Source organism: Natrarchaeobius halalkaliphilus (assembly GCF_003841485.1).
GTDB classification, from domain to species: domain Archaea; phylum Halobacteriota; class Halobacteria; order Halobacteriales; family Natrialbaceae; genus Natrarchaeobius; species Natrarchaeobius halalkaliphilus.
This window is the reverse complement of sequence record NZ_REFY01000003.1, coordinates 403795-430351: the sequence shown is the minus strand read 5'-3', so window position 1 is coordinate 430351 and position 26557 is coordinate 403795. Positions and strand designations below refer to the sequence as shown.

The window sequence follows — 26557 nt, the reverse complement described above, 5'->3', positions numbered from 1 at the left end:
GAGGAATGGGACGGGTTACTCGACGACGATAACCGCCGACTCGGTTTCGAGCATCTCGCCTTCGCCGGAGTACGACCGTTCGAGTTCGACGGCGAAGAGGTCGTCCTCGAGTTCCTCACCGGCGACTCGCAACACGTCCGCGTCCTCGTCGATCTCGTACTCGCCGCGTTCGATACCGGCGTCGATCTCGCCGACTTTCGAGCCGAACCGCGGTCCGAGCGTCGAGTAATCGAGATCGATCGAGGCGATATCGGTCGTCACTTCCGGCTCCTCGTCGAGGAGGTCGAGGTGCTGGACGTGCATCACCTGCTGGATCGCGTCCTCGAAGCCCTCGATGGAACCGTAGACGGCGACGGATTCGAGGTCCTCGTTCAGCGGCAGCTGGTTTTCGCTCTTGTAGCGTCGGAGCGCAGAGATGACCTCCATCCCGGTCTCGCCGGCCTCGAGGTCGGCCTCGTATCCCTGCGGATCGGGCCAATCGCGGGTGTGAACGCTGTCGATCGCGTCGTCGCGGCTCGCCCCGTCCGTGGCGTAGACGGCCTGCCAGATCTCCTCGGTGACGTGTGGCAAAAACGGCGCCCACAGCTCGAGGAACGCCCGGTGTGCCGTCCGAAGCGCGTACTGCGTCGAGGGATTGTCCTCTCGACCCTTGGCGATCTCGAGGTAGTCGTCACAGAACGTGTTCCAGAAGAACGTACGCAGGCGATCGCGAGCCTTCGCGAACTCGTAGTTCTCGAAGTTAGCCGTCAACTCGTCGGTCGCGTCGTCGAGTTCCGCGAGGAGCCAGCGGTCGATGGCCTCGAGCTCGTCGGGTTCGTCGGGCTCGACCGGCGCGAGGCTGTCGACGAGTTTCGACGCGTTCCAGAGCTTTCGAAGGAGCTTCTCGCCCGCTCGCAGATCCTTTTCCTGGTAGGGGAAGTCGTCACCAACGGCCGCGCTCGCGGCCCAGAAACGCACGGCATCGACGGGGTACTCCGCGAGGACGTCGTCGGGTGCGACGACGTTACCGCGTGATTTGGACATTTTCTCACGGTTTTCGTCCAGAACGTGGCCGTTGATCAGCGTCGCGTCGAACGGTACCTCTCCGGTGTGTTCGTAGCACTTGACGATGGTGTGGAACAGCCAGAACGAGATGATATCGTGACCCTGTGGTCGGAGGTCGAAGGGATACAGCTCCGGGCTGTCCATCGCGAACTCCTCGACCTCGTCGTCCCAGTCCCAGCCGGCGTTGATCAGCGGCGTCAGCGAGGAGGTCGCCCACGTATCGAAGACGTCCTCTTCGGGTTCGAATCCGCCGTGTCCACACACCGGGCAGGCATCGACCGGCGGCTCGTCCGAAAGCGGATCGACTGGGAGATCCTCCCGATCGGCCATGATCGGATGGTCACACTCTTCGCAGTACCAGACCGGGAACGGGATTCCCGAATCGCGCTGTCGGGAGATGAGCCAGTCCCACTCGAGGCCTTCGATCCAGTGGCGATACCGAGTAAACATCTTCTCGGGATACCACTCCATCGCCTCGCCGGCCTCGAGATACTCGTCTTTGTGATCCAAGATCTCGACGTACCACTGCTTGGAGACGCGGAATTCGACGGGCGTATCACAGCGTTCGTGAACGCCGACTGCGTGGGTAATCTCCCACCGATCCCGGAGGGAGCCCTCGTCTTCGAGATCCTCGACGATAGCCGTGCGCGCCGCCTCGGTCGAGAGCCCCTCGTAGTCGTCGGCGAGGTCGGTCATCGTCGCGGATTCGTCGATCGCGACGCGAAGTGGAAGGTCGTGTGCCTGGTACCACTCGATGTCCTTTTGGTCACCGAAGGTACAGCACATGACGATCCCGCTTCCTTTCTCCATGTCGACGCGCTCGTCAGCGATGATCGGCACCTCGTGACCGAAGAGCGGAACCTTGGCGCGTTCACCGACGAGGTCCTGATTCTCGTCGTCGTCGGGATGGACGAAAACGGAGACGCAAGCGGGAATGAGCTCCGGTCGCGTCGTGGAGATGACGAACTCCTCTCGCGACGGATGTTCGCCCGCGACTCCGAACGCGATGTCGTTGAAGTGCGAGCCACGCTCGTCGTCTTCCATCTCCACCTGCGAGATAGCCGTTTCACAGTCCGGACACCAGATCGCGGGCGCTTTCTTGCGGTACTCGCGCCCCTTCTCGTAGAGATCCAGAAACGAAAGCTGTGAGATCCGCTGGACGCGGGGTTCGATCGTCTTGTAGGTGCTGTTCCAGTCGATCGAGGTGCCAAGCGACTGCATCTTCTCGGTGAACTCCGCTTCGTACTGCGAACAGACCTCTCGGCACAGCGTCTGGAACTCCCTGCGCTCGTAGTCCTGGTGACGGATGTCCAGTTCGCTCTCGGTCAGGCGCTCGGAGGCGATTCCGTTGTCGTCGTAGCCGAACGGAAAGAGGACGTCGCCGTCGTACATTCGCTGGAAACGCGCGGCGAAGTCCTGGAGCGTATGGCCGTAGAGGTGGCCCATGTGCAGGCTTCCCGAGACCGTCGGCGGCGGCGTATCGATCGCGTAGACGGTGTTCGGATCCCGCTCGGAATCGCGCTCGTAGGCGTAGGTTTCGTCGTCGACCCAGCGCCGTTGCCAGCGCGATTCGATCTCCTCGGGATCGTACGATCCCTCGAGCGTCGGTTCTCGTTCGGTTTGGTCGACGTCGTCTCGGTCGGGTGCGTCCGTGCTCATAGTCTCACCGCCCGGCGTGGGCATCGGCTGTGCGTCTGTCTCGGTCGGTCGTGTGATCGGTCGGTCATAGCTGCGACTGGACGTTGATCGGTGAATTCTGGTCGGTGACAATACATCCGTCGAAACGGGGCGGCTGTGTGGGGGATCGTGCCAACTGCGCCGTGTGACGCATCCACCGCACAGCAGCCGTGCGGTCGAGGTGTACAGTCACGCACGGTGGCTACGATAAACGGTCTCTCCGGAACCTGCGGTACGTGATCGTGCCTCGAGACCGACGACGGACTCAGGCGGCGTCGCTCATACGTGCTGGTACCGCCGGGAGCCGTGTTAGGTGTTTCGTCGTCGCACTCTCGAACGCCGCCGATCACCAGGATACCGGTCGCAGAGCCGTCCGATCACCGAATCATCGCCCCCGCGGGGTGGGTCGCACAGGCGGTCGGCTCGTATCCGGCGTCCGAGAGTCCCGTTCCGAACGCGAAGACCGTCTCTCCGAGCATTGCCATCGAGGCCTGACCACCGGCGTCCGAGACGTCGTCGATCGTCGTTTTGACTCGGTCGGTCAGCAGGCCGGCTTCGCGAGCGAACACCCGCGAAGCGTAGATGAACGACAGTAGCGTCGGTTCCTCGACGACCCTCGAGAGCGCCTGTTTGCCCGCGGCGGTTACCGCCTCCATGTCACCCGCGAGAACGGCCTCCGTCGAGAGCTCACCGAACGAAACGTACTCGACGCGCGCTCGTTCGGGAATCGCGTCCATCCGGTTGACCTGGGGTCCCCCCGGCTCGAGTCGGATCGGGATACCGCCGTACGCCTGTGCGACGACGTCACCGAGGCCCGTTCCCGCCTGAACCTCCGCTCCGTGAGCGATCGTGACGAGTTCGTTCCAGGAGAGGTTACGTTCGAAGACGCGGTTCGCGGCGAGTGCGGTCCCGAGCGTCAGCGCTCCGGAGACGCCGAATCCCGCGCCCAGTGGAAGATCGGCTTCGGCTTCGACGCGAGCCGACACTCCGAGCGTCTCGAGGACGGTCGAAACCGGTTCGACCGTGATCGATTCGCCGTCGAGAACGACGCTCGAGTCCGCCGCGTTCGCACCCGCATGCCGTCGGACGGTGACGTCGACCCCGTCGGTGAGAGTCACGCCCGCACCTCGGGAGCCGGCTTTCGTGGGATCGGTATCGGTGTGTGCGCTGAAGAATCCGGTGATGTGTCCGGGCACGAACGCTGTCGCCTCCTCTCGCATTGTCCTTCGGTTACCACTCACCCGATATAACTGTGAAGATTCAACGCCGGATCGGTCGATCCCGACTTTGTCGACGGATTTATTTCGTCGCTCTCGAGAGACGCCGTCCGGCCGTCTCCTCTCTCGAGGTGCTGTTCAATGCGTCGACGTCGCGTCGAGTGAATAGTTGACCCGACGAGCGCTATCGGAGACGAAACGGACTGGAAACTCCGGACGAGACGAACCGGAGCTGTACAAATCGAACCGAACTGAAACTACAGACTGGAGGCGAAACCGCCGAAAGAGAATCGCGGTGGCGGCTGTCAGGTCGCTTCCTCTCGCTCTGCCCGTTCTCGGATAACCGCTCTCAGATCGTCGGCGTCGTGAAGCTCCTCGAGTTCGTCGCGTTCGACGAGTGCGGTTCCGTCCACGGACTCGCGTTTGGCTCGGTCGACGACGTACACCGAGTGCGTTCGGGTAACGTGGCTGATCGAACTCATGATTCGGGCGCGTTTCTCCGCCGTCTTGGTGAACTCGGAGTGGCCGGTAAGGACGACCTCCTCGTCGGCGTCTTCTTCGTCTCGGCTAACTGCTTTGAACGGCGAGCGGATGGTCGGGTGAACCCTGTAGCCGGCTCGCGTGAGCACGGTGACGACCTGCTCGTCGTCGGGGTCGGCTTCGGGATCGTCGGGCGTCGCTTGGGTTTCGTGGACGTCTTCGGCCCCGTCGAGGACGTCGACGGGACTGGTCAACGGTGCCTCGAACAGCTCCTGGAGGGCCATCGCCACCTCGACGGAGGCGTTCATCCCGTCTTCGTACTTTGAGACGGTTCGGCGGGAGACGCCCAGTTCGGTCGCGAGCTGACCGAGACTCCACTCGCGGTCTTCTCGCTCGTCCGCGAGCAGATCGCCATCGATGTTGACGTAGAGACCACCTGGTGCGGCGTAGATCAGCGGTGGAACGCCCTCGATAAAGAGGTTGTACGCCGTGTCGGGACTGAACACTGGAACCCCGTGTCGGAAGTAAACCACGTCCGGTTTGAGGTCCTCATCGCGGCTCCGGAGGCCGATGACGAGCGGCGTCGCCTGAAGATAGGTCCCCAGACGGCGCATCTCGTGACCCGTCGCCTCGTTGAACGCGTCAATGTTCCCCAGGATCTTTACCAGGATGAGATCCTCATCGCGGCGTGCTGCGATATCGAAGCTCTTTGGCCGAATCGCACACCGATCGCTCACCACGAATCCCGCGTCCTCTAGCATCGCGGTTACGTTTCCGACCAGTGCGGATCGGGACATAGACGGATGTAAGCTACTACTCATATAAAAGCATTTCCCAGGTATGTCCGGGAGCTGTGTCGCAATTACGGGGGTCCTCGGGAGATATCGTTAAATAGGTGTTTTTCACCGATCGGTGCCATCGGAACCGTCTCGATACAGTTGCCAGACGGATGTCGATTCAGTCAGCAAAGCGTATCAGCGTAGTTGCTAGAACGGTCCGCACGATCGTTCGAAAGGGGTTACTCGATCCACCGATAAGAGTCGACGATGACCGTCGTCGGCCTCGACGATACGGACTCTCGAGAGCACGGGATGTGTACGACCTACGTCGCTGCGAGCGTCGCTGCGCGACTGAAACGGGAGCCCTCGACGACCGACCAGCCGAACGAGAGGGGGGATGAGCCGCGATTGTGTCTCGTGAGACTCAACCCTGCAGTCGAATACAAGACGCGAGGGAACGCGGCCCTCGCGATTCACACCGACTGTGATCCCGACCGTGCGTTCGCTGTCGCACGTGAGCGACTCGAATCGCTCGCCGTGACCGGCGACGAGCGGACGAATCCGGGACTAGTCGTGGCCGACTGTCCCCTCGAGTTCGCCAGCCACGAACCGACGGGATCAGGGTCGATCCCCGAGGACGTGGTCCGGTTCGCCCGACGGGCCGTTCGCGAACACCTCGAGATCGACGACGCCGTCTCGCTGATCGAGCGCCACGGCTATCGGTCCTGGTCGTCCGGCGACGGTCGCGGTCGCATCGGCGCACTGGCCGCGATCGGAAGCTGGCGCGGGCGTTCCGAGTGGACCTACGAGCACATTAGCTACCGGAATCAGAACCGTTGGGGGACTCCCCGAAACGTCGACGTCGGAAGCGTCTTCGACGCGGCCGAGGCGGGCTATCCCGCGGCGTGGGATACGGTCGACCGCGGCGAGAACGAACCCGTCTGCGTTCCACACACGCCGGGACCGATCCTGTACGGAATCCGCGGCGACGATCCGGAAACCGTTCGAAAGGTCGCGCGACGAATCGACGGCGAACCCGTCGCCTCGAGTCAGCTGTTCGTCACCAATCAGGGAACGGACGCACACCTCCAGGACGGCGCGATAGCCGACGTTCGCGACGGCCACGCCTACCGACTCGAGGGACGGGTCGCGAGCGACCCCGAGACCCGCCGCGGCGGACACGTCTTCTTCGACCTCGTCGAGCCACGCAACGACGCCGACCGTTCCGCGAACTCAACCGCAGGGGTCGACGGCCCGATCCTCGAGTGTGCCGCCTTCGAGCCGACCAAGCGATTTCGTGATCGGATCCGCGCGCTCAGGACCGGCGACCGGATCACCGCTTGCGGCGAGGTGTCGCGCGGAACGCTCAAACTCGAGAAGGTCGCCGTTCGCGGCCTCGTGACGACCGCGAGCGTGACACCGGTCTGTCCCGACTGCGAGCGAACGATGGAGAGCGCCGGCCGCGGACAGGGGTATCGCTGTCGAGACTGCGGGACGACCGCGTCGAAGAAGTCGGTGATCGGTGTCGAGCGCGACCTCGAGAACGGATGGTACGAGGTTCCACCGTGTGCGCGCCGACACATCGCAAAGCCGCTCGTTCGAGGCGGCTTCGACGCACCGGTTCATCCGGAGCGCTGATAGAACGCGAGAGGCCGCCGCTTCGTCACTCGTCCCGCTCGAGTTGGTCGCCGCCGAATTCGTCGTCGCTCTGGATGCGCGAGGCCTGCGGGCCGTCCTGATCCTGATACTTCGAGCCGCGGTCGCTCCCGTAGGGTCGCTCGGCAGGCGTCCTGAGCTCCGTAAACGTGAGCTGCGAGATTCGCATGCCGGGAGTGAGCGCGACGGGCGCTGAGCCGAGGTTCGAAAGCTCGAGCGTGATCTGGCCACGATAGCCCGGATCGCAGAGACCGGCCGTCGCGTGGACGACGACGGCGAGCCGTCCCAGCGACGACCGTCCCTCTACGTGTGCGATCAAATCCGCCGGAATCTCGACGCGCTCGTGGGTCGTCCCCAGAACGAAATCCCCGGGATGGAGTATAAAATCGTCCCCGTTCTCGACGACCGTCTCGGTGACGTACTCGTCCACTTCCCGTTCGGAGTTCGGATGGATACAGGGAATGTTCGTGCGCTGAAACTCGAGAAACTCCCGTCCCAGTCGCAAGTCGACGCTCGCGGGCTGAATCTGCAACTCGAGGTCGTCGAGGGGGTCGACGACGAGATCGCCGTTATCGAGACGGTCCAGGATGTCCGCGTCGGAGAGGATCATTACGGTAGCAGTCGCACCAGCGTTCGTAAAACCTACCGAAACGTTCCGGCCGCGGACTCGCGACGCCGTCCCGAACGCGAGGCCGTGTCGTCGAGACGTGAAACCGAGTCACCGAGAGCGAACGTCGGATCACCGGGATTATAGCCCGGCGTCGCGTCGTCCGTTCTATGAAACAGGCCATCGTCGCCCGCACGGACATCGGGATGGGCCAGGGAAAGCTCGCGGCACAGGTCGCCCACGCCTCACTGTCGGCCTCCGAGAAGGCCGACAGCCAGCTTCGCGATCAGTGGAAACGAAACGGCCAGAAGAAGGTCGTTCTCAAAGGCGACAGCGAACGTCAGCTCCACGAACTCTCCGCGATCGCTGATAGCGAGGGAATCCCGAACGCGCTCGTCCGCGACGCCGGTCACACGCAACTCGAGCCCGGAACCGTCACTGCGCTGGCAGTCGGCCCGGCCGGTGATGATCGCGTCGACGCGGTTACCGGCGAACTTTCGCTCTTTTAATCGGCCGAGCGACTCGGATTACGATTGATGCTGAGACGGGTCGGACCCGACCACCTCACGGTCGTACACTCCGGTGAGAGATCGTCGTCGAATGCTCGAGAAAGACTGACTTCCGGCGGTCCGCTAGTCGTTCGAAGCCGACGATACCGTTTCCAACTCTGCAAGCTGCAAATACGGCGAGAGGACCCGACGAGTGACCGAGAGAGCCACGAGCTCGGTTTCTCGCTCGTAGGTGACGATACCGGCGTCGACCAGCTTGGGTACGTGATTGTGATACAGATCGGTTAGCACGCGTTCGTATCGGTCGTAGGAGGGGTCACCTTCCACAAGGGTGAGATACTCTGCGAGATCACCTAGCGGAATCGCCGCTGGTTTCTGTGCCAGATAAGCGAGCGCGTGTTGACGTCGTTCCGCCGAAAACGCGACGAACAGATCCGTCGAGGCGACTGAGGGCGTCTCACCGTCGTTAGGATTTTCTGTCTGGGGCTTCATACTGACTCCGTACTTCACCTACACGGCTCCCCGGGATCGGCACGTCTCGCATGGCGACTTCAGCTGAGTACAGATACTGGTATCCGCAAGAGCATATAGTCTTTTTTGTTTCATTTGTATAGGAAAAACAAAGAGTCATTTCGACTGATCAGTGCCGAGTGACTATTCCTCGAGAAATCGGGGTTCGAACCCGGACTCGGTTCTCGAGTACTCCTTTTCGATCGTAATCGACCAGTCCGGAGCATCGGCCACGGGGGTCGTAACCATCCACGTCGCTTCGACTGCAGCGCCGCGTGCGAAGGCCGTCGTAATAAGCTCCTCCAGATCCCGTTCGAATCGTTCGGTCGCGTCGGTTGGAGGTGATGAGGTGTGATTTGAGTCCATGTCAGGGGAGAGAATCAGGTATGCTCGATCTCTTGACGCCGAGAGGCAACCGACGCTAATAACCGTATCGTCCGGTGGGCTCGAGAACGAACCGATTTAATCCCGGCACCCGAACTGTCGGTACTCAGCATGCGCCCAGCCCATCTCACGGAACAGGCCGTCGGCATGGAATACTACGTCAGCGACGTCGACGGAGTCGGTGGCCGCCTACGTGACGACGATGACCACTTTCGCGTCCGCGAGCTCGAGCGGTTCTCGACAGAGCCGGTCGGGGCCTCGACCGACGCATACCCGCATCTCGTCTTTCGTGCAACGCTTCGGGGCTGGGATACGAACGACTTCGCCTCACGACTCTCCGATGCCCTCGGCATCTCCCGGGAGCGAGTCAACTGGGCCGGCACGAAGGACAAGTACGCCGTGACCACGCAACTGTTTTCGGTGTACGGTACGGACCCGTCGGCGCTTCCGTCCGTCGACGGCGCGGATCTCGAGGTTCTCGGGCGGGCGGGACGACGCCTCGAGTTCGGAGATCTCGCGGGAAACGGCTTCGAGATCGTCGTGAGCGGTCCCGACCACCCGGAGAACGCCTCCCAGATCGGTGACGAACTTCGGGATTTCGGCGGCTTCGGCGGCGGAAGCGGCCCGGACAGTGACGGGAGAGACGCCGGTGGTTCGACGCCGATCGGCGTCCCCAACTTCTTCGGTCAGCAGCGCTTTGGCAGCCGTCGCCCGGTCACACACGCAGTCGGACTCGAGATCGTCAGAGGCGACTGGGAGGGTGCAGTGATGGCCTACCTCGGCAATCCGACCGACGCCGAACCCGACGGAACGCAAGACGCACGGACGTTCGTCGAGGAAACCCGTGACTGGAAGGAAGCTCTCGAGCGGTTTCCGAACCGGTTGCGATACGAACGCTCGATGCTCCACGAACTCACCGAGTGTGCCGGCGATCCCGACGAGGAGACGTTCCGTGCCGCCCTCGAGCGACTCCCATCCAATCTCCAGCGGCTGTTCGTCCATGCCGCCCAGTCGTACGCGTTCAACCTGATGGTGAGCGAGCGTCTCGAACGCGGTCTCCCCTTCGAACGACCCGTCGCCGGTGACATGGTCTGTTTTTCCGACACGGACGCGCCCGAAGGCCTCGAGTTGCCGGATACGGACCGCAGCCAGCGCGTCGACGACCGTCGAGTCGAGGCAGTGACCCGCCACTGCGAACGCGGGCGAGCGTTCGTGACTGCCCCCCTGGTCGGCACCGACACCGACCTCGCTGACGGCGAACAGGGTGAGATCGAACGGGCCGTCCTCGCTGACCTCGACCTCGATCCTGCAGATTTCGATCTTCCTGACGAGTTCCACTCGAGTGGAACCCGCCGTGCGATCCTCGTTCGTACCGGAATCGATCTCGAACGGGATCCGCTCTCCCTCTCGTTTTCCTTGCCGAAAGGTTCCTACGCCACGGTCGTCTTGCGGGAGTTCCTGAAGACCGATCCGGTGGATCTCGGATAAAATCGAAAACGGCGTTCGTTCGTCCGTTAGTCGTCGGTCGCGACGTCTTCTTCGTCGACGTTGACGGAGGTCGCCTCTTCCTCTGCGACCTCGTCGGGGTGGGCCTCGAGCGTCGACTTCTGTATCTCGACGCGTCGAAGGGGATAGATCGTCTTGGCTTCGCCGTAGATTGCCGAGGAGAGCCGTCCCTCGACGATGCTTGAGATCAGCTCCTCGAACGTTCGCTCTTCGGCGGCGGACTCGACCATCTCGACCATCGTTTCACGGATCGCCTTTTCCTGACTCGCGTCGGCCTTTTTGGTCGTGAACGCGACCGGCTGGATCTGGACGCGGTAGTCATCGGTCGTGAGAACGGTGACGTACGCCTCGACCTTCGAGGCACCGCGTCGGACCAGCGAACGCAGGTAGTCGCGGGTCAGCGAGTGCTCTTTGAACTCCGTGTACGCCGAGTCGCTGCCGACGTCGGTCACCTTGAACGTGAGTTTCGTGTTGTTCTCGCTCGCGTTGTTCGTTAGTTCACCGAGCGTCGTCTCGACCGTTCGATCGTAGACTTTCTCGGGTTCGTCTGCGGGTGTCTCTCCGAGTTCCTGGCGGTCGAACTGCTCCGGTGCCAGGACGGTGTACCACCGCTTCTCCTGTTTCGCACGTGAAACTGATCGTTCACTCATCGTGTATTGTGTCGTATTCTGATTCGTTATCGGACACTTCGCCCGCGTCCGTCGGTTTTCCGCACTGTTCATCTCGTCCACCGTGGGCGACGTCGATCGCGACTGCGAGATTGACTACGTAATCGTCGACCGTCGACTGCAGTCCGGCAGTCGACTCGCGTTCGATCCGTGTGACGACCCTGCCAGCACGTTCGGTACCGCTTTCGGAACGGCCGGTGGCGCCACTGTGCTCGACATCCGTCTCCATCTCGTCGGTGTTATCTGGACGCAATGCCCGTGCGACGAGTTCGGGATCGTCGTTTCTCGTTCGGATCGTCGCTCGTCGGCTCGTCGCCGGATCGGTCGGTCGACGGCTCATTGCCGGCTCACCTCCCGAACGATTGCGATGATCGTCGACTCGTCCACGGACGGGTCGTACCGCAGATACCCGCGGTGGTGGCCCACGTCGTACTCGACGCCGGCCTCGTCGGGACGGTCGTCGACCGCCGTCGCTCCGGGTTCTCCCCCGGCCGAACCATCGAACGCACCCTCGAGTTCACGAGCGATCCGTTCGACCGTCGGTCCAACAGCACCACCGCCTCGAGTCGCGATCGCGGCCTCGCCGTTGCCGACCGCGAGGACGACCGGTTCGGGCGAGCGATACGCCACGACGGTTCGCGCGGCCGCTTCGACCGGACCGTCGTCGATATCGACGACGAACAGTCCGTCGTACCGGCCCGTCGACGCACGATCCAACCCGGCGTGGACGGTTCGGCCGTACTCACGCCAGACCGAACACGTCGGCTCGCGAGCATCGTGGCCCATCGCCAGCGCTGCGCCCGTCCCCGGCTCGCTCCGGGCTGTCGCCTCGAGAACGTCGGCGTATCCACCGAGCGTCTCGAACGGAGCGTCCGGCGTTGCGTAGGGTCGTAGAACGCGTTGAATCGACTTCGCGGCGACATCAGACGTCTCGTCCGCACCGACGACGTCGAGTGCCGCGAGCGACCCGATCGCTCGATGATCGTCAGCGTCGAGCTCAGTCGGCGTCTCGACGCCGACGCTCTTCAGCGCCTCGTGCGTCGCGTCGCGATCCCCCGACCACGGCGCACGAAGGCGCGTCGAGTGTGCCAGCCCATCGACGGGATCCGCGGTCGGAACCGCGACACCAGGCCGACGTTCGACGAGCCCCCGATCGCGTGCAGTCTCGAGGATCCACTCGCTTTCGCCCGCACCGGGGTCGACGCCTGCAGCGACGAGACCAGCCAGCGCGAGTATCGGATCCGGATCCGGCGTCGCCTCGAGGTCGCGAACGAGGTCGACGGCGGCGAGCGTGGCCGGTCGATCGTCGACGTCGAGCCGGCTGACGTCCGCATCAACCGCGCCGACGGCGACTGTTAGATCGTGCGCCCCCGCCACGTGTTCCGTCGCCGTCTCTACCCGACGGGTTCGCTCCGCAACCGTCCGGCCGACGGTCAGCTGAAACGGCGTTCCGCGGGCTGTGAGCGCCCTCGCCACGAGACCGCTCGCAGCGAGCGCGTCGCCGTCGGCTCTCGTTACGAGCCTGACGAAGCTCGCGCTCTCGAGATCCGAAACGGCGTACGTCGCGCCGGCGGGACGGCCCTCTGTGGACATATCGGTCGATTAGTTCTCGTCGATGATCTCCGCTGCGACGTCGTAGGAGTACGCAAAGTCCGGATCGAGTTCGTCGCCACGGTAGTACTCGACCAGTCGGCGCACCTTCGACTCGGTGTTCTGCAGGGCGCGCTTGTTCTGGTAGTCCTGTGGATTCTCTCGGATGTGGTCGCGCAGACCCACCGCGCGCTCCATCAGGTTTCGAAGATCTTCAGGAACCGCTGGATCGGCATCGTTCTCTTCGAGAATTCGCGTGATTTTCTTTCCAGTCGCCAGCTTGACGTCCGGGACGGGAACCCCGGTCACGCCTTCGTCACGCAGTTTGATCCCGATTTGGCTTGGATCGTGACCCTGTCCTGCCAGTTCGACGACCCGCTGTTCGATCTTCTCGGGGTCGACGTCGCTCCACTCCGGTGGTTCGTCTGCCGTTGGCTTGTCCGAACCGGACGAGCCGCGACGGCGTGTGTGCATTCGTGCCATTGTTCGAGGATAGGAACCGCACTGACCGCTCGAGACGTGCGACGGCCCAACAGCGGGCTGTCGGTGCACTTCCGCAATCCCAAGCCGTTCGAAAGAGTGAACGACGAGTCGGATTTGCGGCCGTGCGCTTCCCACCACTGCTTTCTTCGGAACCAACTAAAGAGTTTCTAGACGCACTCCAGCGTCCACACCAGTGGCCACCTCGAGAACCGATAGAACGCCTCCGGCTGTCCGTACCGCTAGTCACGTTCACCAGTTCCAGCCCGCCAGTTACTCGTTCGCATGCGAGTATCTGCAGGGTCTCGAGCGTTTCGAGGGGTTTATCTGTTCTCCCGGGAAACCAGCAACTGCGAACGCGGGCTCGTAGATCAGCGGTAGATCACTCCCTTGGCATGGGAGAGGCCCCGGGTTCAAATCCCGGCGAGTCCATTAACGAAAAAGGGTTTCATGCCCGCTGCCCTACGAATTCCGTTCTCTCAGGGTTTTCGTTGTCACTGACTGAGTCGACGCGTTCTCCGCGCTAATTGTGTGTCATGTTCAGTTACAGGTCTGCGATGAATTTTCGTCGCTGTTCCATCTTCTCGGCCCGTACGCCGGTCGTAGTGGCGATCCAGGAACATGTCCATCCGGTTCAGCACCAGTAGCTCCTCGTCTTCGGCGTGACCGCCAGGATACTTCGCCAGCGGGAAGTCCTTGCTGAAGTCCGTCTCGAGCCAGGACTCCCACCGCTCGTGTATCTTGTCGGCCTCGACGATCGTATCGACGTACTCGCTGTCTTTCGAGCCGAGCGATTCGGGTTTTCCTCGCGGCCGGCGGGCGACTCCCTGGATCGGGCTTCGGCCAGTGGTCGCGGTCAGTCCCGGCTCGCCGACGGTTTCGAGCGACTCTCCGACCGCGACCTGGATCGACGTCGACGAGAACGCGACGCCGAGCCAGCACAGAAACGAGAGCCCGGCGAACAGCAGCTCGACCTCTCGACGGACGACCGAGACGTACGCTGTGGCGATTCCCGCCCAGAACAGGGAGAGGAATACGGGCCAGATCATCGGCCACCGCCTCCGTACGTGCTGTCTCGAGCGGTGATTGCGATCGCCAGGACGAAAACGGCAAACAGCAGCAGAATCAGCGCACCGAACAGCGGTGCCGAGAGAGATTCGAAGGTTCCGAAGAGTGCGTATTCGACGTCGGTTGCCTCTTCGTCACCTGCGTAAAACCCGGACGGTGCGATGGTTGTGGTTACTGCCAGGACAGCAACGAGTATCAGCGATGCCAGCGTTCCCGTGGGCTTCATAAAAAATCACTGAGGCCGCGTTAGCGTTTTCGAGCGCCGATTCCACCGCCGTACCCATGAAGCCGCCGAACGACCCCATCAGCAACGCAACGACGCCAGCGACGACAGGAACAACGAGGGAAATTGCCGTCAGTCCCAGCGCCGTCGAGAGCGGCGACGTGATATCACCCTGATCCATGAAGCCTTCCTCCGGCATGATCTCGACGAAGTCGGTGATGATCACCCCCGCTAGCGTGAGGAGAATCCCGCCGATAAGGACGGTCATGATACCGTTGATCAGCACGTTGTCGAAGTGCTGATCCGCCACTTCTTCGGCGTGTTCGTTCGCCGCGATCGCGGCGTCTCCCGCACCAGAAATGCCTCCGACGGTCGCGACGTCTGCGATCCGTTCCTTGAAACTCTGCTCTTCGGTCGGACGCGCCACCTCGATTTCGATCTCGTCAGCGGTCTGGCTTGATGTAGCCATGCCCGCGGTGTGGTCAAACGCTTGTACTTAAACTTCCCGAACCTATTATAACATTAATTTTGTGACCATACCTGAACAGCTCTTGTGTATTTTGACGAGGATCGAAAGATATTATTATCCACACATATGAATTGAATTATGGTATCTAGAGACACCAAAGCCACTATTCTATTGCTTGTAGGGATTGGATTGCTTTTAAATCCGGTCTATTTTTCGCCCCATTCACTTGATGGGGTAGGGACCGAAATCACGTACGAAGTGGCTCCAATTGAAAATGAAACTATCGCAGGATCAGTTGTTAGATTTTCAGACCAAACACTTCGGTGCGGAAATGAGCGCTCATGTGTACTTGAAGAAAAAATAATGGCGGAAGGAGATGTAAAATATAATGGGACAATTGAAATAGAATCAGAAGATCAACTGGGATATTATAGCAATAGTTGGAGGAAATATTCGATTGTTAGTTTCGACGGGGACTTTTATTTGCCAAGAGAAGAAATCACAAACCAGGAAACAGTATTAACTCATGAACAAGTAACAACAGCAGAAGCACTCAATCATACTTCAATTTCAAGTAATCAAACTTCAGTGGAAGTTAAAGAGGCTGTTGACACCGGATCGATTACTCTTATCGATAAGACAATTCCCGAATTTGAGAGACAAGTTCCAATTGAACACGAGGGAGAAGTGTACTATGTAAGTCAGGTTTCTCACAGGGGTAGCCCTCATCAGCATATTATTCCTATCCGTCTTACTCTTTTTCTACTAGGTTTCTGTGCAATTGTAATAGCGTGGCAGTGGCGAGGGCAATAATGTCTGTTCTAAACCGTCAAGGCCAGTGGTACCTCAAATTTAAATTCGTCTGTTGAGACCGGTACTAGAGATGTACACCCTATTTGATAGTCAAACTCAGTATATGCGTCAAAATGAACCCAATCATCGTCATATGCAGAACCATCCCCTGCGATGTCTGTTTCGAATCCTGCAGATTCTTCTTGAGAGTCTGGTTGATCACCATATAAACCCATGTCGTATTCTAGCTTATCATACGGATCATAAGTAACATCATCCCCTTCACTAGTATCAAACCCGACAGAAATTCCAAGAATATGGCCTAGTGAAACACTAACTGTAATTGGATATTCTCGTTCATCTTGAGTGATCGAATTCGGATAATATGCTTCGAAATCAGCCACACCGCCAGGGTTTTTTGAGGTGATACCCGTATAAATGTTCACCGCTGATCCAGTCGCCGTCCATGTACAACAGCCAGCGCAACGACAATCTTCACACTCTATTTCAGGTTGGTTATCCCACCAGCTTGCCACATAAAATCTATTTCGATTACCATCTGGAACCTCATAATAACCGTGTCCGTACCCGGGCTTATCGTCGGCGCCCGTAACCGCGAGGTGTAGTTCATAGTTATCACCTACTGCTGGAGAGGAATCATAGTAGGAATCATATTTTGCTACGCCGACATCATTCCCATCAGTTGGAGGCATTACTGATCACCTCCTGAAAAGAGCCTGATTATTTGTGTCTCAACTTCATCTATTACCTGCCCCTTTCGCTCATTCTTCGATATTGGTTCCAATAGGAACCCAAATCTATCCTTTCGGTCAAATGTTGGCTTGATAATCCCGGATACCCCTGCATTGCCGACTGAGCTCGCTTGTATTCTCACAGGTGGGGAATTCTCATCGCCATCATCTATGCTCGTGGCAAAGTGAGATACCGCTTCTCGTCCAACATCCTTATCAAAGCGTTCGTCAGTCACTTGTGGGAATGCATTCGTCTCTTGACTTATGAGATTGCTACTGCTAATGGTTAATGAGTTCTCTGTCAACACAGATGGTGATCGATGAAATCGGAGATCTCCACTCAGCTTTGCTCTTCTGTTCTCAATTGTTGCCGTCATCTCTTCGAGCACGTCACCGGTCTTCATATTGTACGCAATTCCTGCGAAATCTTTCTCTGGCCGTTGACCAGTAGCTAAGCTTGTCCCGCTCAGAGCCGTGGTTCCTCCAACTACCTTCAATACCGTCCTTCTGCTGGTTTTTTCAACAACTATGACACTACCACAATAGGTACTATATTAAAATTTTTCCTGGAACATAAAAATAATTATGTTAACGATTGAAGCCCCCTCATAGTTTTCGATCATCGTAGCCCTATTGGTCGTACTAACCGAATGTATAAGGGAGGTAATTTGAAAGCGGTAGTTGTGCAAACAAACAATACTGGTTTAGTAGTCCGAGATACACAACAGGCAGCTCGAGAAACACGCCTTGCCCTCCGAAAATTCAACGAGACGATGGCGAGACAGCAAGATTCGGACATTCTCGAGCAGGCGAAAACGACGCTACACGTTGCTGTCGTCCACTATTGGGTGTCACTTCGCCCATGGGCGTTGACCTCCGACTACTACTGTGAGCAAGCGCAGCTCTACAAGAACGACCAAGGATGGGTGAAAGGGCTAAAGAACCTTGATCCGTGGATTTACAGCGTTGAGACCGTCGAAGTCAATCGAGAGGACGCTGTCGAAGGTGAGTCGACGCGAACGAAGGAAGTCGCTCGGACGATGCCGCCACAGATCGCGGCTCGAGCGATTTTGGTGCTCGATCAGTTGCTCGTGGGCGTCACGTTTGACGTAGAAGCGCCCTCGAGTCGACCGGCTTCCGTCACTCGTCTCGATCTGGCAGCCTTTGATCTCGACCGGGACGTCCGGCTCGACGAGAACGATGCCAAAGAACAGCAATGACGAACTCGGTTCGAGAATTGTCGTCGTCCGCGCGTCGTACCAGGTCGCCGTTCGGTCACCGGCGTACTCGAGCGCCTCGATCGACTGAATCAGGTGCGCCTCGAGAGCGGCACCGCTGGCCTTCGGACTCTCGAGGGCGGACGCTCGAGAACTCACAGCGGACCCACCTCGAGCGCGCCGAACCTCTCGAGCGCACGCAGGACAGAGACGACGCGTTGCTGGAACGGACGCATCACACCGGTCGCACTCGTCCGATTCGACGAGACGACTCATCGAGAATCACCGTCCTCGGGAACGGTTCTGGTGTAGCGCGTCCGATGGTCGAGACGGGAGAGTTGTGCACCGCTCGGAATACCAAAACGTTCAGGGACGGTACCGAAACGGGTCGGGTCGCTAAACAGAGTGGGAATGAACGCCCGCTGTCCGGCGTGTGGCGATGGCTGGGGAGAACTAGAGAAGTACGTGAGCGAGGAGATACGCTCGCGAACTTTCGGTGTCTGAGCTGTGACCACGAGTGGTCGATCTCGTTGTAGAGCGTCTCGTTCGGACGCTTTTCGAGACCGATCGACTCCTTCGGAGAATCGATCGTTCGCGACCGGTTCGGGATCGTGAATATCGCTTCTCGTCGACTTACACGTGCGTTCTCATAGGGGTTGAAGTTAGACTCATGCACAACACCGAGCGGGGTGATTGTCTTGCGCGACCACAGCCGCGTTGTGGGCGTGTGCAACCGCTGCAATTCGTCATATGCAGCGAAACAACTCTCGGATGGGAGTATTCGCCCTATCGGAACAGAGCGTTGCTCCTGTGGGCCGAACGAGTTCCGAGCGCTCAGATGAACCGATGCAGTCGCCCCTTTTCTGCACTCGCGTCGAGTAGAACCATCGTCTTGGAAGGAGGTCAAGCCGACTCACCTCGATTCTCGAGCGCGCGACGAACCTGTTCGTCGGTCGCTTGCAAAGCGGGATGGACGGTGACGAATCCGCTTTCGACGTCGTACAGTCGACTCGCGGGGACAAGTTCGACGACGGCTTCGTCCGGATGGTTTCCGAGAGATTTTCATCACCCGTTCGACCATAGGAAGCCAGGCGGTGTCGGATCACGATCCGCCACCTCCGTACTGCGATTGCCCATGACGGCGGATTTCAGTTGCCCGCGCGGCGAGTCCACTCGGAATTAAAGCCATGGAGAGGGTTCTCTACCCCGAGGTAGGACCTTCGAAACGGCTGGACTCCCCACTTTTCGGCTGAGAACTTCTCTCTTACAGAATAGACTTCATCGAAGTCACAACGCGGAACTGTTCGTGCGTAATTATCGAATCACACCGGACGTGCCGATTTCGTCAATATTCCCGTCGCTTATATTGGTCACGAGATGCTGGCCCAGCCAGGCGATGAACCAGAACGAGTCGTACTCGATCTCTCGACTGCCACTGTCTTACCGGAACTTGGTGGAAGGCTGGATATCAACGTCAACGAATACGCTGACGAGGTACAGCCTGCACGCGGATCAATAATATAGCGAGGTAACTGTAAGCGACAGTGATCGTTCCGAGACGTTGACTCGGTTCCCGTGGTCTGCAGACGAGTGGGAGTGCGATTACGTGATGGAACACGAGGTCGAATAATCCGGACGGGTCCCGGCCACGCCGGAAGCCAACGATTCAAATCCCACTCCTGCGAAGACCACTGCAATGGGAAACGCTGCGCTCCGGGATATCGCCGTGATCGAAGAGGTTCCCTTCGAGGAGATCGAAGGTGTCGTCGCCGTCGACGCACACAACTGGCTTTACCGGTACCTGACGACAACGGTAAAGTGGACGAACAGCGAGAAATACACGACGGGTGATGGAACGGAAGTCGCCAACCTGATCGGAATCGTTCAGGGACTCCCGAAGTTCTTCGAGAACGACGTTACGCCGGTTATGGTGTTCGACGGTGGCCCCTCCGAACTCAAAGCCGACGAGATCGAGTCCCGACGCGAACAACGCCAGACGTACGAGGAACAACTCGAGGTCGCCCGCGAGGAGGGTGATGCGGTCGCGATCGCCCAACTCGAGTCGCGTACCCAGCGGCTGACGCCGACGATCCAGGAGACCAGCCGCGAGCTCCTCCGATTGCTCGACGTTCCGATCGTCGAAGCCCCCGCGGAGGGGGAAGCACAGGCGGCACACATGGCCCGTCGCGGCGACGCAGAGTACGTCGGATCGGAGGACTACGATGCGCTGCTCTTTGGTGCGCCGCTGACGCTGCGCCAGCTTACCAGCAAGGGAAATCCCGAGTCGATGGACCTCGAGGCGACCCTCGATCACCACGAGTTCACCCTCGAGCAACTCATCGACGCCGCGATTCTCATCGGGACCGACTTCAACGACGGCGTGTCGGGAATCGGTCCGAAGACGGCCATCGCGGAGATCACGGAACACGGCGACCTCTGGAGCGTCCTCGAGGCCCGCGGTGACAGCATCGAGTACGGCGACCGCGTTCGACAGCTTTTCCGACAGCCGAACGTGACCGACGACTACGACGTCGAACCGTCGCTCGACCCGGATATCGAGGCGGCTCGAGAGTACGTCACCGACGAGTGGAACGTCGACGCCGGGGAGGTCGAACGCGGCTTCGAGCGCATCGAGGAGAGCCTCACGCAGACGGGACTCGATCGCTGGACGTGACCTTCCTCGCGTCTCGGGACTCGATTCGTCACCTGCGCTCTGCGACGACGTCAGCGAGATCGAAAAGCGCGTGGACCGAAAGACAGTTCGACTCTAGAACAGGTGGTCGTCATCCTCGAGCAGGCGCGCCGGACCGCCGACTTCCCACGTCGTCGTCGAGACGCCACAATCTGCGATTTCTTCCTCGACGTACTCGGCGTGGTCTTCAGTGGTGTTGACGTAGACGGTCGCGCCGGTGTCTGTCGAGAAGTAAACCGGAATCTCTTCTTCCTCGCGAAGTTCGCGGACCCGATTGAATATCTTCAGCGTCGCCGGCTGCCAGTAGATCCATCCCGAGGGCCCGGTGATGGTCGTCGCCGTCAACGACAGCGAGTCCTTCTCTGCGAGATCGAACGCGCGTTCGAAATCGTCGGCTCTGAGCGCGTCTCGCATCTCCACCAGCTGGTCGTGGACGTGTGCCATCCGGGCGTCGAACATGTGACTTTCCGCGGCTTCCTGGTGGGCGTCTTCGGTCTCTTTGTGGTAGGGAACCAGCCCGACGATAATCTTCAGATCTTCGTGGAGATTCGTCGGAAGGCGGCGGGACCGACAGTCATCGTCGTTCAATCCCGAATCGAGTTGCGAGAACGCGCCGGTCACCGACCTGGCGGCCGACGCCGAGCCGACCCTGGCGATCGTCGAAATTTCGGACAGCGAGAGGTCGAGTTCCGCCGCCTCAGCGAGTGCAACCGCCGCGGCAGCGAAGCCAGACGACGACGAGCCGAGTCCGACGTTCGAGGGAAAGCTGTTCTCGCTCTCGAGACGAACGGGATACACCGTGTGTGCGGCGTCCGACAGCGAGCGGGCCTTCTCGACGACGGCTTCGACGCGTTCGTACGCGCGCCCGTCGAGTTCCTCGCCGTCGACGACGAACGTGTCCTCGTCGTACTCCATCGAGAACTCGACGGTCGTCCGGGTGTGACTCGGCGCGGTACAGAGACTGATGCTGTCGTGATACGGGAGGCGTTCGATATCGTCGCGCATCCCGTGATACTTGATCAGCCCCTGAATCGGATGGGCCATCGCGGTTGCTTTCATACCCTCACACGTGAGTGAAGGCTGCTTAAAGGTCACGGCATTCGAGCGTGCGTCTGGAAGCGGAGAGAAACCCTTTTGCGCGAGCCACACACACGTCAGCGTATGAGCGAGTGGCCCCACGATCCGGACGGCGAGGAGGGCAGCGAGGGTGGACGAAAGTACGATATGGCGATCATCGCCAAGAAGGTCGACGAAGAGGCGGACTTCCCGCTCGAGCGCGACGAGTTCGTCGCCGAGTATGGAGACGACCCGATCCGAATCAACTACGAGACGGTCGTCCCGCTCAGCGAAATTTTCGAGTACGTCGAGGAGACGGAGTTCGAGACGATCACGGATATGCACAAGGCCGTCGGTGCGGCGATGCGTGCCGGTGACTTCTGGGACTATCACCCACAGGGAGCCGATCCCGAGAAAAAGCGCGCCTGAAAACGAATCCGTTTCGGATCGATCCGACTCGAGCAGTCATCGACTTCCTCGAACCGACCGATCAGCCATCGGAGTCGGCATCACGGTCATCGCTGTCAGAATCGGTGTCGCTGTCGGTGTCGGTATCACCGTTGTCTCTGTCGGTGTCGCTATCACCGTTGTCGCTGTCGGTGTCGGTATTTGATATGGTCGACTCAGAAACGCCGTTGACAGCGGTTTCGGTCATCTCATCAGCGACCGGGTCGGCTTCAGTGTCGAGTTCACGTCCGCTGGCGTTCGTGCTCGGATCGGATGCCTGCGGATACGTCGGCTCGTCGGTCCGGACGTACAAGACGATCGGTGGAGCGAGATAACAGGCGATCGCGACCACCGCAAAGAGCGGATCGACGAACACGAGGAGGCCGAAAATCGCGAGTCCCGCTGTTGCGGCTGTGTGGACGGCCGTAGCCGTGTACCGTCGGTAAAACGACCAGAAATCACGGAACCCGCTCGTTTCACTCGAGTCGGCCGGCTCGGTCATTGTCCGAGCTACGACGCCGAGGAGGAAACCATTTGATGCGTCCTCCCCTCTCTAGAACCATGCGAGAATTCGTCTTCGCCCTCGAGTACGATCCGGGGACAAATCCGGTCGCAGACGTACTTGCCGACTACCCCGACACGTCGATCCGATCGCTGTCGTGTCACGTCAGCGCGGACAGTCTCTGGCGGGTCGACCACGCCAGCGGATCCGGTGAGGCCCTCGAGGCGCTCGAGCGCGCCTACGAGAACGCCGACTACTTCGCGGACTGTCTCGTCAAGGACGACTGTGGCGCGGATTGTGAGGTTCAGGTTCTCGATCGGTCCAACGACACCCTCGTCGTCTACACGTACTGGGAGCGGACCTCCGTCTGTACGTCGGTGCCCCACGTCGCCCTCGAGCATCTCGGTGACGGACTGCTGTTCGAGACCTACCGCGAGGGCCGCAGATACCGGTGGCGAATCGTTCTCGGGAACGAGGCACCGATCCACCAGTTTTTCGACGCGCTGGGCGAGGAAGTCGGCGAGTGTACGGGAATGGAGATGCTCCGATTGACGGAACTCGATCCCCAGCGTGCCGGCATCGAACCCGAGGAGACTCTCCCCGACGAGCAGCGGGACGCCCTTCGCGCCGCAGTCGACTACGGTTACTACGAGACGCCGAGAGCGATCGAACTCTCCGATCTCGCAGACCGACTGGACGTGCCGCGATCGACGCTTTCGTATCGCCTCCGTCGAGCTGAGGCGACGCTTGCGACGACGTTCGTCGACGGATCCGAACCGATCGACGGGCTCGCTGCGTCCCTTTGAGACGGTCTACTGTAAGTCGTTACCGGAGCGACCGCAGGACGGCTCGCGGTCGCTCCGGTAAAAAGTCACAGCAAACCGTATGAGACGGCCTGGGACGAGAAGATTCCGTCGGAGTGTGGCTCGATTGGCACTCTGCAACGATAGAGTTAGCGCACGCCAAATAACCTGTATAGTCACTCGGTGATTACGGAGCGGTAATGAGCGATTCCGATCCGTCGGCTTCTCCCCGGCCGGGAACCACGAGCACGACTCGTCGGCTCGAGCTTCGGGTCCCCGACATGGACTGTCCGTCCTGTGCCGGGAAAGTGACGAACAGCGTCGAACGGCTCGAGGGCATCGACCATCTCGAGCCGCGGGTAACGAGCGGGCGATTGCTCGTCGAGTACGATCCGGCGCTCGCGAGCGAAGACGAAGTCCGCGAGCGTGTTCGGGCGGCCGGTTACGAAGTCGACTCCGGCGAATCCGAACTGACGCTTTCGGTCCCCGATATGGACTGTGCCTCGTGTGCGTCGAAGGTCGAGAACGCACTCGATGGCCTCGAGGATCTCGAGAGAATCGAAACCCAGCCGGCGTCTGGACGCGTCACCGTCGCCGTCACCGACGGAATCGATCGGAGCGCGATCACCGGCGCGATCGAGTCCGCCGGATACGAGGCGACCTTCCACGGCGAACACGACGACGGACTCATCGAAAAGCGGACCATCCTGACGAGCCGTCGCGCGGTCGCTACCGCGATCGGTGCCGTCTTCGTGACCGCCGGAATGGCGTTGAAGTTCGTCGTTCCCGCTCTCGATCCGGCGCTGGCGAGCGTCGCCGGGCGAACGTACGCCCTCTCGCATCTTCTGTTCATCGGAGCTGTGGTGATCGCGGGCACGCCGATCATTCGCAACGGGTACTACTCCGTTCGCAATCGGAGTCTGGACATCGACTTCCTGATGAGCGTGGGTATCGTCGCCAGCGTCGCGGCACACCACCCCTTCGAAGGGGCGATGCTGGCCGTGTTGTTCTCCGTCGCTGAACTGTTGGAGCGATTCTCGATGGATCGTGCTCGGGACTCCTTGCGCGAGCTGATGGATCTCTCCCCCGAAACGGCGACCGTTCGGCGCGAAGACGGCAGTCAGGAGACGGTTCCGGTCCAGGCCCTCGAGGTCGGCGACGTCGTGGTGGTTCGACCGGGTGAGAAGATTCCCGCCGATGGCGTCGTTCTCGCGGGTGAAAGCGCCGTAGACCAGTCACCGATCACCGGTGAGAGCGTTCCCGTCGACAGGGCGGCGGACGACGAGGTGTACGCCGGTACGATCGCTGAATCGGGGTATCTCGAGATTTCGGTCGACCGCGAGGCCGACGACTCGACGATCGCCCGGATCGTTCGGCTCGTCGAAGACGCAGAACGCGAGCAGACGAAACGCGAGCAGTTCGTCGACCGGTTTGCGAGCGTCTATACGCCGATCGTCGTCGTCCTCGCGGTCGGACTTGCGGTGGGTCCGCCGCTTCTCGCCGGCGCGTCCTGGAACACCTGGTTCCTGCGGGGGCTGACGCTGCTCGTTATCGCCTGTCCCTGTGCCTTCGTGATCTCGACGCCCGTCAGCGTGGTTTCGGGCATCACGAGCGCCGCACGAAACGGCGTCCTCATCAAGGGCGGCCGTCACTTAGAGGCCGTCGGCGACAGCGACGTCCTCGCGGTGGACAAGACGGGAACGCTGACCGAGGGCGACCTCTCGGTCACCGACGTGATTCCGCTCGAGGGAGCCGACGAGGACGACGTACTCCGGCGGGCGAGCGCTGTCGAAGACCGGAGCGAACACCCCGTCGGACGCGCGATCGTCGGCTACGCGGACGAACGCGGCGTCTCGACGGACGACATCCGCATCAACGAGTTCGAGGCGCTGACCGGCGAGGGCGTCCGCGCGGAGATCGATGGCACGACACACTACGTCGGTAAACCCGATCTCTTCGACGGGCTGGCGAACCTCTCTCACGCCCACGCGACGACCGACGGAGGGGTGACGCTCGAGTCGATGGGCTACGAGTCGACGTCTCAGTGCGACCGCGCGGGCTGTCTCGACGTGCTCGAGGACGTCCTTCCGAGACTCGAGGCCGAGGGGAAGACGGTCGTCATCGTCGGAACCGCCGACCAGCCGTTCGGGATCGTCGCCGTCTCGGATCGGGTCCGGCCGGAAGCGAAGTGGGCCGTCTCGCGACTGCAGGATCAGGGCGTCGGCGTCGTCATGCTCACCGGCGACAACGAGGGGACCGCCCGTGCGATCGCGGCCGAGGTCGGCATCGACGAGTACCACGCCGAGTTGCTCCCCGACGAGAAACTCGAGTGGATCGACCGACTCGAGCGCGAGCACGGAACTGGCGGGGACGAACGCGGTCACGTCGCCATGGTCGGTGACGGGATCAACGACGCCCCCGCACTCGCCACCGCGACCGTCGGTATCGCGATGGGTGCCGCGGGAACCGACACGGCGCTCGAGACCGCCGACGTGGCGCTGATGGGCGACGATCTCACTCGATTGCCGTATCTCTACGAACTCTCTGGGAAGGCCAACGACGTCATTCGACAGAACATCTGGGCAAGTCTCGCGGTGAAGGCCGTCCTCGCCGCCGGAACCCCGGTCGGTATCGTCACCGTCATCCATGCGGTCCTCATCGGGGACATGGGGATGAGCCTCGGTGTGACGGGCAACGCGATGCGACTCGCGGACGTCGAACCCGAGACGCCGGCGGACCTCGAGTCGAACGAGACCGAACGGTGAGTTGAACCGTCGGTTCGCGACCGCAAGTCAGATCGATAGATTGCGACGCGAAACCGTTCCATCGGTTCACGACGTTGGGCGGTCGTCGAGACGAGCGAAGTTACCGAAGTAGCCGCTCCGCGATGGGGTCGAATCCAGGCTTTCCGTCGCGGATCCACAGCGCGACTCCGACGACGAAGATAACCGCCTCGAGCCACAGCGTCGTCGCCTCTACCCCGAGGATAGGGACCGTACCGAGGGGCTTGATTCCGATGTACGACGGCATTTCCGTGATCGGCCAGAGGAGAAAACCGAGTTCGTGGAACTCTCCGGAGAGAACGTGCCAGGGGACGTCAGTTACGACGTGTGAAAGCAGCCCGATAGCGAACGCGGTTCCCAGCGTTCGACGACCGTATCGGTCTGCGGCGAGCCAGACGGCGAGAGTGACCGGAACGACGACCAGCAACGAGTGACCGACGGTTCGTCCGACGGGTACGACCCCGGCGGCCGCGAGCGGCTTATCCACGAGATCCGGCAGCGCCGCGGCGACGATCGCCACGAGTGCTCCCCGATCGGTAGGCACCTCGTCGCGCTGCCAGCGGGTGTAAACCGCATAACAGAGGTATCCGATTATCAGGTGAACGACCGGTTGCATCGGTTTCGATTCGACGTAGTTTGTCCAGCG

26 protein-coding genes and 1 tRNA gene are annotated in these 26557 nt (G+C 60.6%); 9 read left to right on the top strand and 18 right to left on the bottom strand.

Annotation, left to right across the window (positions count from 1 at the left end):
* Nucleotides 1-15 precede the first annotated feature (15 nt).
* The 3 genes from EA462_RS09070 to EA462_RS09060 all read right to left on the bottom strand — a co-directional run bounded on the left by EA462_RS09070 (nucleotide 16) and on the right by EA462_RS09060 (nucleotide 5215).
* On the bottom strand, nucleotides 16-2814 hold the full coding sequence (locus EA462_RS09070) for a valine--tRNA ligase (RefSeq protein ID WP_124178245.1): 2799 nt from the start codon (nucleotides 2812-2814) through the stop codon (nucleotides 16-18).
* Nucleotides 2815-3098: 284 nt separating this feature from the next.
* On the bottom strand, nucleotides 3099-3941 hold the full coding sequence (locus EA462_RS09065) for a pantoate kinase (protein ID WP_124178244.1): 843 nt from the start codon (nucleotides 3939-3941) through the stop codon (nucleotides 3099-3101).
* Nucleotides 3942-4243: 302 nt separating this feature from the next.
* Nucleotides 4244-5215, bottom strand: coding sequence for a transcriptional regulator (locus EA462_RS09060; protein WP_124178243.1), 972 nt, complete (start codon nucleotides 5213-5215; stop codon nucleotides 4244-4246).
* A gap of 249 nt (nucleotides 5216-5464) precedes the next feature.
* Here EA462_RS09060 and EA462_RS09055 point away from each other — a divergent pair, with 249 nt between their 5' ends.
* Nucleotides 5465-6835 carry a tRNA(Ile)(2)-agmatinylcytidine synthase gene (locus tag EA462_RS09055; protein ID WP_124178242.1) on the top strand — a complete coding sequence of 457 codons (1371 nt, stop codon included), beginning with the start codon at nucleotides 5465-5467 and terminating at the stop codon, nucleotides 6833-6835.
* Between the two features lie 25 nt (nucleotides 6836-6860).
* Here the strand turns inward: EA462_RS09055 and dcd are convergent, their stop codons facing one another.
* A complete protein-coding gene (gene dcd, locus EA462_RS09050; protein WP_124178241.1) occupies nucleotides 6861-7463 on the bottom strand; it encodes a dCTP deaminase in 603 nt (200 codons plus the stop codon).
* A gap of 167 nt (nucleotides 7464-7630) precedes the next feature.
* Here dcd and pth2 point away from each other — a divergent pair, with 167 nt between their 5' ends.
* The gene (pth2, locus tag EA462_RS09045; RefSeq protein WP_124178240.1) at nucleotides 7631-7969 is read left to right on the top strand and encodes a peptidyl-tRNA hydrolase Pth2; all 339 of its coding nucleotides are present in this window, start codon (nucleotides 7631-7633) and stop codon (nucleotides 7967-7969) included.
* A gap of 123 nt (nucleotides 7970-8092) precedes the next feature.
* On the opposite strand, the gene EA462_RS09040 is transcribed toward pth2, so the two are convergent.
* Together EA462_RS09040 and EA462_RS09035 are read right to left on the bottom strand one after the other, a co-directional pair.
* Nucleotides 8093-8461 (bottom strand): DUF7344 domain-containing protein, encoded by a 369-nt coding sequence (locus EA462_RS09040; RefSeq protein WP_207891646.1) that lies wholly within the window; start codon nucleotides 8459-8461, stop codon nucleotides 8093-8095.
* 162 nt (nucleotides 8462-8623) lie between these two features.
* Nucleotides 8624-8845 carry a hypothetical protein gene (locus EA462_RS09035; protein ID WP_124178238.1) on the bottom strand — a complete coding sequence of 74 codons (222 nt, stop codon included), beginning with the start codon at nucleotides 8843-8845 and terminating at the stop codon, nucleotides 8624-8626.
* A gap of 129 nt (nucleotides 8846-8974) precedes the next feature.
* Here EA462_RS09035 and truD point away from each other — a divergent pair, with 129 nt between their 5' ends.
* Nucleotides 8975-10351, top strand: coding sequence for a tRNA pseudouridine(13) synthase TruD (gene truD, locus EA462_RS09030; RefSeq protein ID WP_124178237.1), 1377 nt, complete (start codon nucleotides 8975-8977; stop codon nucleotides 10349-10351).
* A 26-nt stretch (nucleotides 10352-10377) separates the two neighbouring features.
* Here truD and EA462_RS09025 read toward each other — a convergent pair whose 3' ends face one another.
* The 4 genes from EA462_RS09025 to EA462_RS09010 are packed head-to-tail and all read right to left on the bottom strand — an operon-like array spanning nucleotide 10378 to nucleotide 13110.
* On the bottom strand, nucleotides 10378-11019 hold the full coding sequence (locus tag EA462_RS09025) for a 30S ribosomal protein S3ae (protein WP_124178236.1): 642 nt from the start codon (nucleotides 11017-11019) through the stop codon (nucleotides 10378-10380).
* Nucleotides 11012-11377, bottom strand: coding sequence for a KEOPS complex subunit Pcc1 (locus EA462_RS09020; RefSeq protein WP_124178235.1), 366 nt, complete (start codon nucleotides 11375-11377; stop codon nucleotides 11012-11014). Before EA462_RS09020 ends, EA462_RS09025 begins: the two co-directional genes overlap by 8 nt.
* The gene (locus EA462_RS09015; RefSeq protein ID WP_124178234.1) at nucleotides 11374-12630 is read right to left on the bottom strand and encodes an exonuclease; all 1257 of its coding nucleotides are present in this window, start codon (nucleotides 12628-12630) and stop codon (nucleotides 11374-11376) included. The genes EA462_RS09020 and EA462_RS09015 overlap by 4 nt, the downstream gene beginning before the upstream one ends.
* Before the next feature lie 9 nt (nucleotides 12631-12639).
* The gene (locus tag EA462_RS09010; protein ID WP_124178233.1) at nucleotides 12640-13110 is read right to left on the bottom strand and encodes a 30S ribosomal protein S15; all 471 of its coding nucleotides are present in this window, start codon (nucleotides 13108-13110) and stop codon (nucleotides 12640-12642) included.
* 357 nt (nucleotides 13111-13467) lie between these two features.
* On the opposite strand from EA462_RS09010, the gene EA462_RS09005 reads away from it, so the two are divergent.
* Nucleotides 13468-13539 (top strand) — tRNA-Ala (locus EA462_RS09005).
* A 62-nt stretch (nucleotides 13540-13601) separates the two neighbouring features.
* Here EA462_RS09005 and EA462_RS09000 read toward each other — a convergent pair.
* Both EA462_RS09000 and EA462_RS08995 read right to left on the bottom strand, forming a co-directional pair.
* Entirely contained in the window at nucleotides 13602-14156 is a 555-nt protein-coding gene (locus EA462_RS09000; protein WP_124178232.1) for a hypothetical protein, read from the bottom strand.
* Nucleotides 14157-14309: 153 nt separating this feature from the next.
* Nucleotides 14310-14867 carry a hypothetical protein gene (locus EA462_RS08995; RefSeq protein ID WP_124178231.1) on the bottom strand — a complete coding sequence of 186 codons (558 nt, stop codon included), beginning with the start codon at nucleotides 14865-14867 and terminating at the stop codon, nucleotides 14310-14312.
* A 138-nt stretch (nucleotides 14868-15005) separates the two neighbouring features.
* Here EA462_RS08995 and EA462_RS08990 point away from each other — a divergent pair, with 138 nt between their 5' ends.
* Nucleotides 15006-15680, top strand: coding sequence for a hypothetical protein (locus EA462_RS08990; protein ID WP_124178230.1), 675 nt, complete (start codon nucleotides 15006-15008; stop codon nucleotides 15678-15680).
* An 8-nt stretch (nucleotides 15681-15688) separates the two neighbouring features.
* Here the strand turns inward: EA462_RS08990 and EA462_RS08985 are convergent, their stop codons facing one another.
* The 3 genes from EA462_RS08985 to EA462_RS08975 form a co-directional block, all read right to left on the bottom strand.
* Nucleotides 15689-16372: a hypothetical protein gene (locus tag EA462_RS08985; RefSeq protein WP_124178229.1), complete on the bottom strand. Its 684-nt coding sequence runs from the start codon at nucleotides 16370-16372 to the stop codon at nucleotides 15689-15691.
* Nucleotides 16372-16815: a hypothetical protein gene (locus EA462_RS08980; protein WP_124178228.1), complete on the bottom strand. Its 444-nt coding sequence runs from the start codon at nucleotides 16813-16815 to the stop codon at nucleotides 16372-16374. Before EA462_RS08980 ends, EA462_RS08985 begins: the two co-directional genes overlap by 1 nt.
* Nucleotides 16816-17346: 531 nt before the next feature.
* On the bottom strand, nucleotides 17347-17787 hold the full coding sequence (locus EA462_RS08975; protein WP_243641392.1) for a hypothetical protein: 441 nt from the start codon (nucleotides 17785-17787) through the stop codon (nucleotides 17347-17349).
* A gap of 1537 nt (nucleotides 17788-19324) precedes the next feature.
* On the opposite strand from EA462_RS08975, the gene fen reads away from it, so the two are divergent.
* On the top strand, nucleotides 19325-20302 hold the full coding sequence (gene fen / locus EA462_RS08970) for a flap endonuclease-1 (protein ID WP_124178227.1): 978 nt from the start codon (nucleotides 19325-19327) through the stop codon (nucleotides 20300-20302).
* Nucleotides 20303-20395: 93 nt separating this feature from the next.
* Here fen and mvaD read toward each other — a convergent pair whose 3' ends face one another.
* Nucleotides 20396-21379: a phosphomevalonate decarboxylase MvaD gene (mvaD, locus tag EA462_RS08965; protein ID WP_124178226.1), complete on the bottom strand. Its 984-nt coding sequence runs from the start codon at nucleotides 21377-21379 to the stop codon at nucleotides 20396-20398.
* Between the two features lie 102 nt (nucleotides 21380-21481).
* Between mvaD and EA462_RS08960 the strand changes: the two genes are divergently transcribed.
* Nucleotides 21482-21805 (top strand): DUF5785 family protein, encoded by a 324-nt coding sequence (locus EA462_RS08960; protein ID WP_124178225.1) that lies wholly within the window; start codon nucleotides 21482-21484, stop codon nucleotides 21803-21805.
* Nucleotides 21806-21866: 61 nt separating this feature from the next.
* On the opposite strand, the gene EA462_RS08955 is transcribed toward EA462_RS08960, so the two are convergent.
* Entirely contained in the window at nucleotides 21867-22325 is a 459-nt protein-coding gene (locus EA462_RS08955; RefSeq protein WP_124178224.1) for a hypothetical protein, read from the bottom strand.
* Nucleotides 22326-22384: 59 nt separating this feature from the next.
* Here EA462_RS08955 and EA462_RS08950 point away from each other — a divergent pair, with 59 nt between their 5' ends.
* Entirely contained in the window at nucleotides 22385-23131 is a 747-nt protein-coding gene (locus EA462_RS08950) for a helix-turn-helix domain-containing protein (protein ID WP_124178223.1), read from the top strand.
* 197 nt (nucleotides 23132-23328) lie between these two features.
* Nucleotides 23329-25893 carry a heavy metal translocating P-type ATPase gene (locus tag EA462_RS08945; RefSeq protein WP_124178222.1) on the top strand — a complete coding sequence of 855 codons (2565 nt, stop codon included), beginning with the start codon at nucleotides 23329-23331 and terminating at the stop codon, nucleotides 25891-25893.
* A gap of 100 nt (nucleotides 25894-25993) precedes the next feature.
* Here the strand turns inward: EA462_RS08945 and EA462_RS08940 are convergent, their stop codons facing one another.
* Nucleotides 25994-26527: a metal-dependent hydrolase gene (locus tag EA462_RS08940; RefSeq protein ID WP_124178221.1), complete on the bottom strand. Its 534-nt coding sequence runs from the start codon at nucleotides 26525-26527 to the stop codon at nucleotides 25994-25996.
* Nucleotides 26528-26557: the final 30 nt, after the last annotated feature.

What these genes read in the sequence shown, in the direction of transcription:
- EA462_RS08945 (WP_124178222.1), top strand. Translation starts at nt 23,329, where the DNA reads ATGAGCGATTCCGATCCGTCGGCTTCTCCCCGGCCGGGAACCACGAGC.
- EA462_RS09015 (WP_124178234.1), bottom strand. Translation starts at nt 12,630, where the DNA reads ATGTCCACAGAGGGCCGTCCCGCCGGCGCGACGTACGCCGTTTCGGAT.
- fen (WP_124178227.1), top strand. Translation starts at nt 19,325, where the DNA reads ATGGGAAACGCTGCGCTCCGGGATATCGCCGTGATCGAAGAGGTTCCC.
- EA462_RS09020 (WP_124178235.1), bottom strand. Translation starts at nt 11,377, where the DNA reads ATGAGCCGTCGACCGACCGATCCGGCGACGAGCCGACGAGCGACGATC.
- EA462_RS08940 (WP_124178221.1), bottom strand. Translation starts at nt 26,527, where the DNA reads ATGCAACCGGTCGTTCACCTGATAATCGGATACCTCTGTTATGCGGTT.
- EA462_RS09025 (WP_124178236.1), bottom strand. Translation starts at nt 11,019, where the DNA reads ATGAGTGAACGATCAGTTTCACGTGCGAAACAGGAGAAGCGGTGGTAC.
- dcd (WP_124178241.1), bottom strand. Translation starts at nt 7,463, where the DNA reads ATGATCCTCTCCGACGCGGACATCCTGGACCGTCTCGATAACGGCGAT.
- EA462_RS08955 (WP_124178224.1), bottom strand. Translation starts at nt 22,325, where the DNA reads ATGACCGAGCCGGCCGACTCGAGTGAAACGAGCGGGTTCCGTGATTTC.
- EA462_RS08990 (WP_124178230.1), top strand. Translation starts at nt 15,006, where the DNA reads ATGGTATCTAGAGACACCAAAGCCACTATTCTATTGCTTGTAGGGATT.
- EA462_RS08950 (WP_124178223.1), top strand. Translation starts at nt 22,385, where the DNA reads ATGCGAGAATTCGTCTTCGCCCTCGAGTACGATCCGGGGACAAATCCG.
- EA462_RS09035 (WP_124178238.1), bottom strand. Translation starts at nt 8,845, where the DNA reads ATGGACTCAAATCACACCTCATCACCTCCAACCGACGCGACCGAACGA.
- EA462_RS08960 (WP_124178225.1), top strand. Translation starts at nt 21,482, where the DNA reads ATGAGCGAGTGGCCCCACGATCCGGACGGCGAGGAGGGCAGCGAGGGT.
- EA462_RS09055 (WP_124178242.1), top strand. Translation starts at nt 5,465, where the DNA reads ATGACCGTCGTCGGCCTCGACGATACGGACTCTCGAGAGCACGGGATG.
- EA462_RS09065 (WP_124178244.1), bottom strand. Translation starts at nt 3,941, where the DNA reads ATGCGAGAGGAGGCGACAGCGTTCGTGCCCGGACACATCACCGGATTC.
- truD (WP_124178237.1), top strand. Translation starts at nt 8,975, where the DNA reads ATGCGCCCAGCCCATCTCACGGAACAGGCCGTCGGCATGGAATACTAC.
- pth2 (WP_124178240.1), top strand. Translation starts at nt 7,631, where the DNA reads ATGAAACAGGCCATCGTCGCCCGCACGGACATCGGGATGGGCCAGGGA.
- EA462_RS08980 (WP_124178228.1), bottom strand. Translation starts at nt 16,815, where the DNA reads ATGAAGACCGGTGACGTGCTCGAAGAGATGACGGCAACAATTGAGAAC.
- mvaD (WP_124178226.1), bottom strand. Translation starts at nt 21,379, where the DNA reads ATGAAAGCAACCGCGATGGCCCATCCGATTCAGGGGCTGATCAAGTAT.
- EA462_RS09060 (WP_124178243.1), bottom strand. Translation starts at nt 5,215, where the DNA reads ATGTCCCGATCCGCACTGGTCGGAAACGTAACCGCGATGCTAGAGGAC.
- EA462_RS08985 (WP_124178229.1), bottom strand. Translation starts at nt 16,372, where the DNA reads ATGCCTCCAACTGATGGGAATGATGTCGGCGTAGCAAAATATGATTCC.
- EA462_RS09000 (WP_124178232.1), bottom strand. Translation starts at nt 14,156, where the DNA reads ATGATCTGGCCCGTATTCCTCTCCCTGTTCTGGGCGGGAATCGCCACA.
- EA462_RS08995 (WP_124178231.1), bottom strand. Translation starts at nt 14,867, where the DNA reads ATGGCTACATCAAGCCAGACCGCTGACGAGATCGAAATCGAGGTGGCG.
- EA462_RS09040 (WP_207891646.1), bottom strand. Translation starts at nt 8,461, where the DNA reads ATGAAGCCCCAGACAGAAAATCCTAACGACGGTGAGACGCCCTCAGTC.
- EA462_RS09010 (WP_124178233.1), bottom strand. Translation starts at nt 13,110, where the DNA reads ATGGCACGAATGCACACACGCCGTCGCGGCTCGTCCGGTTCGGACAAG.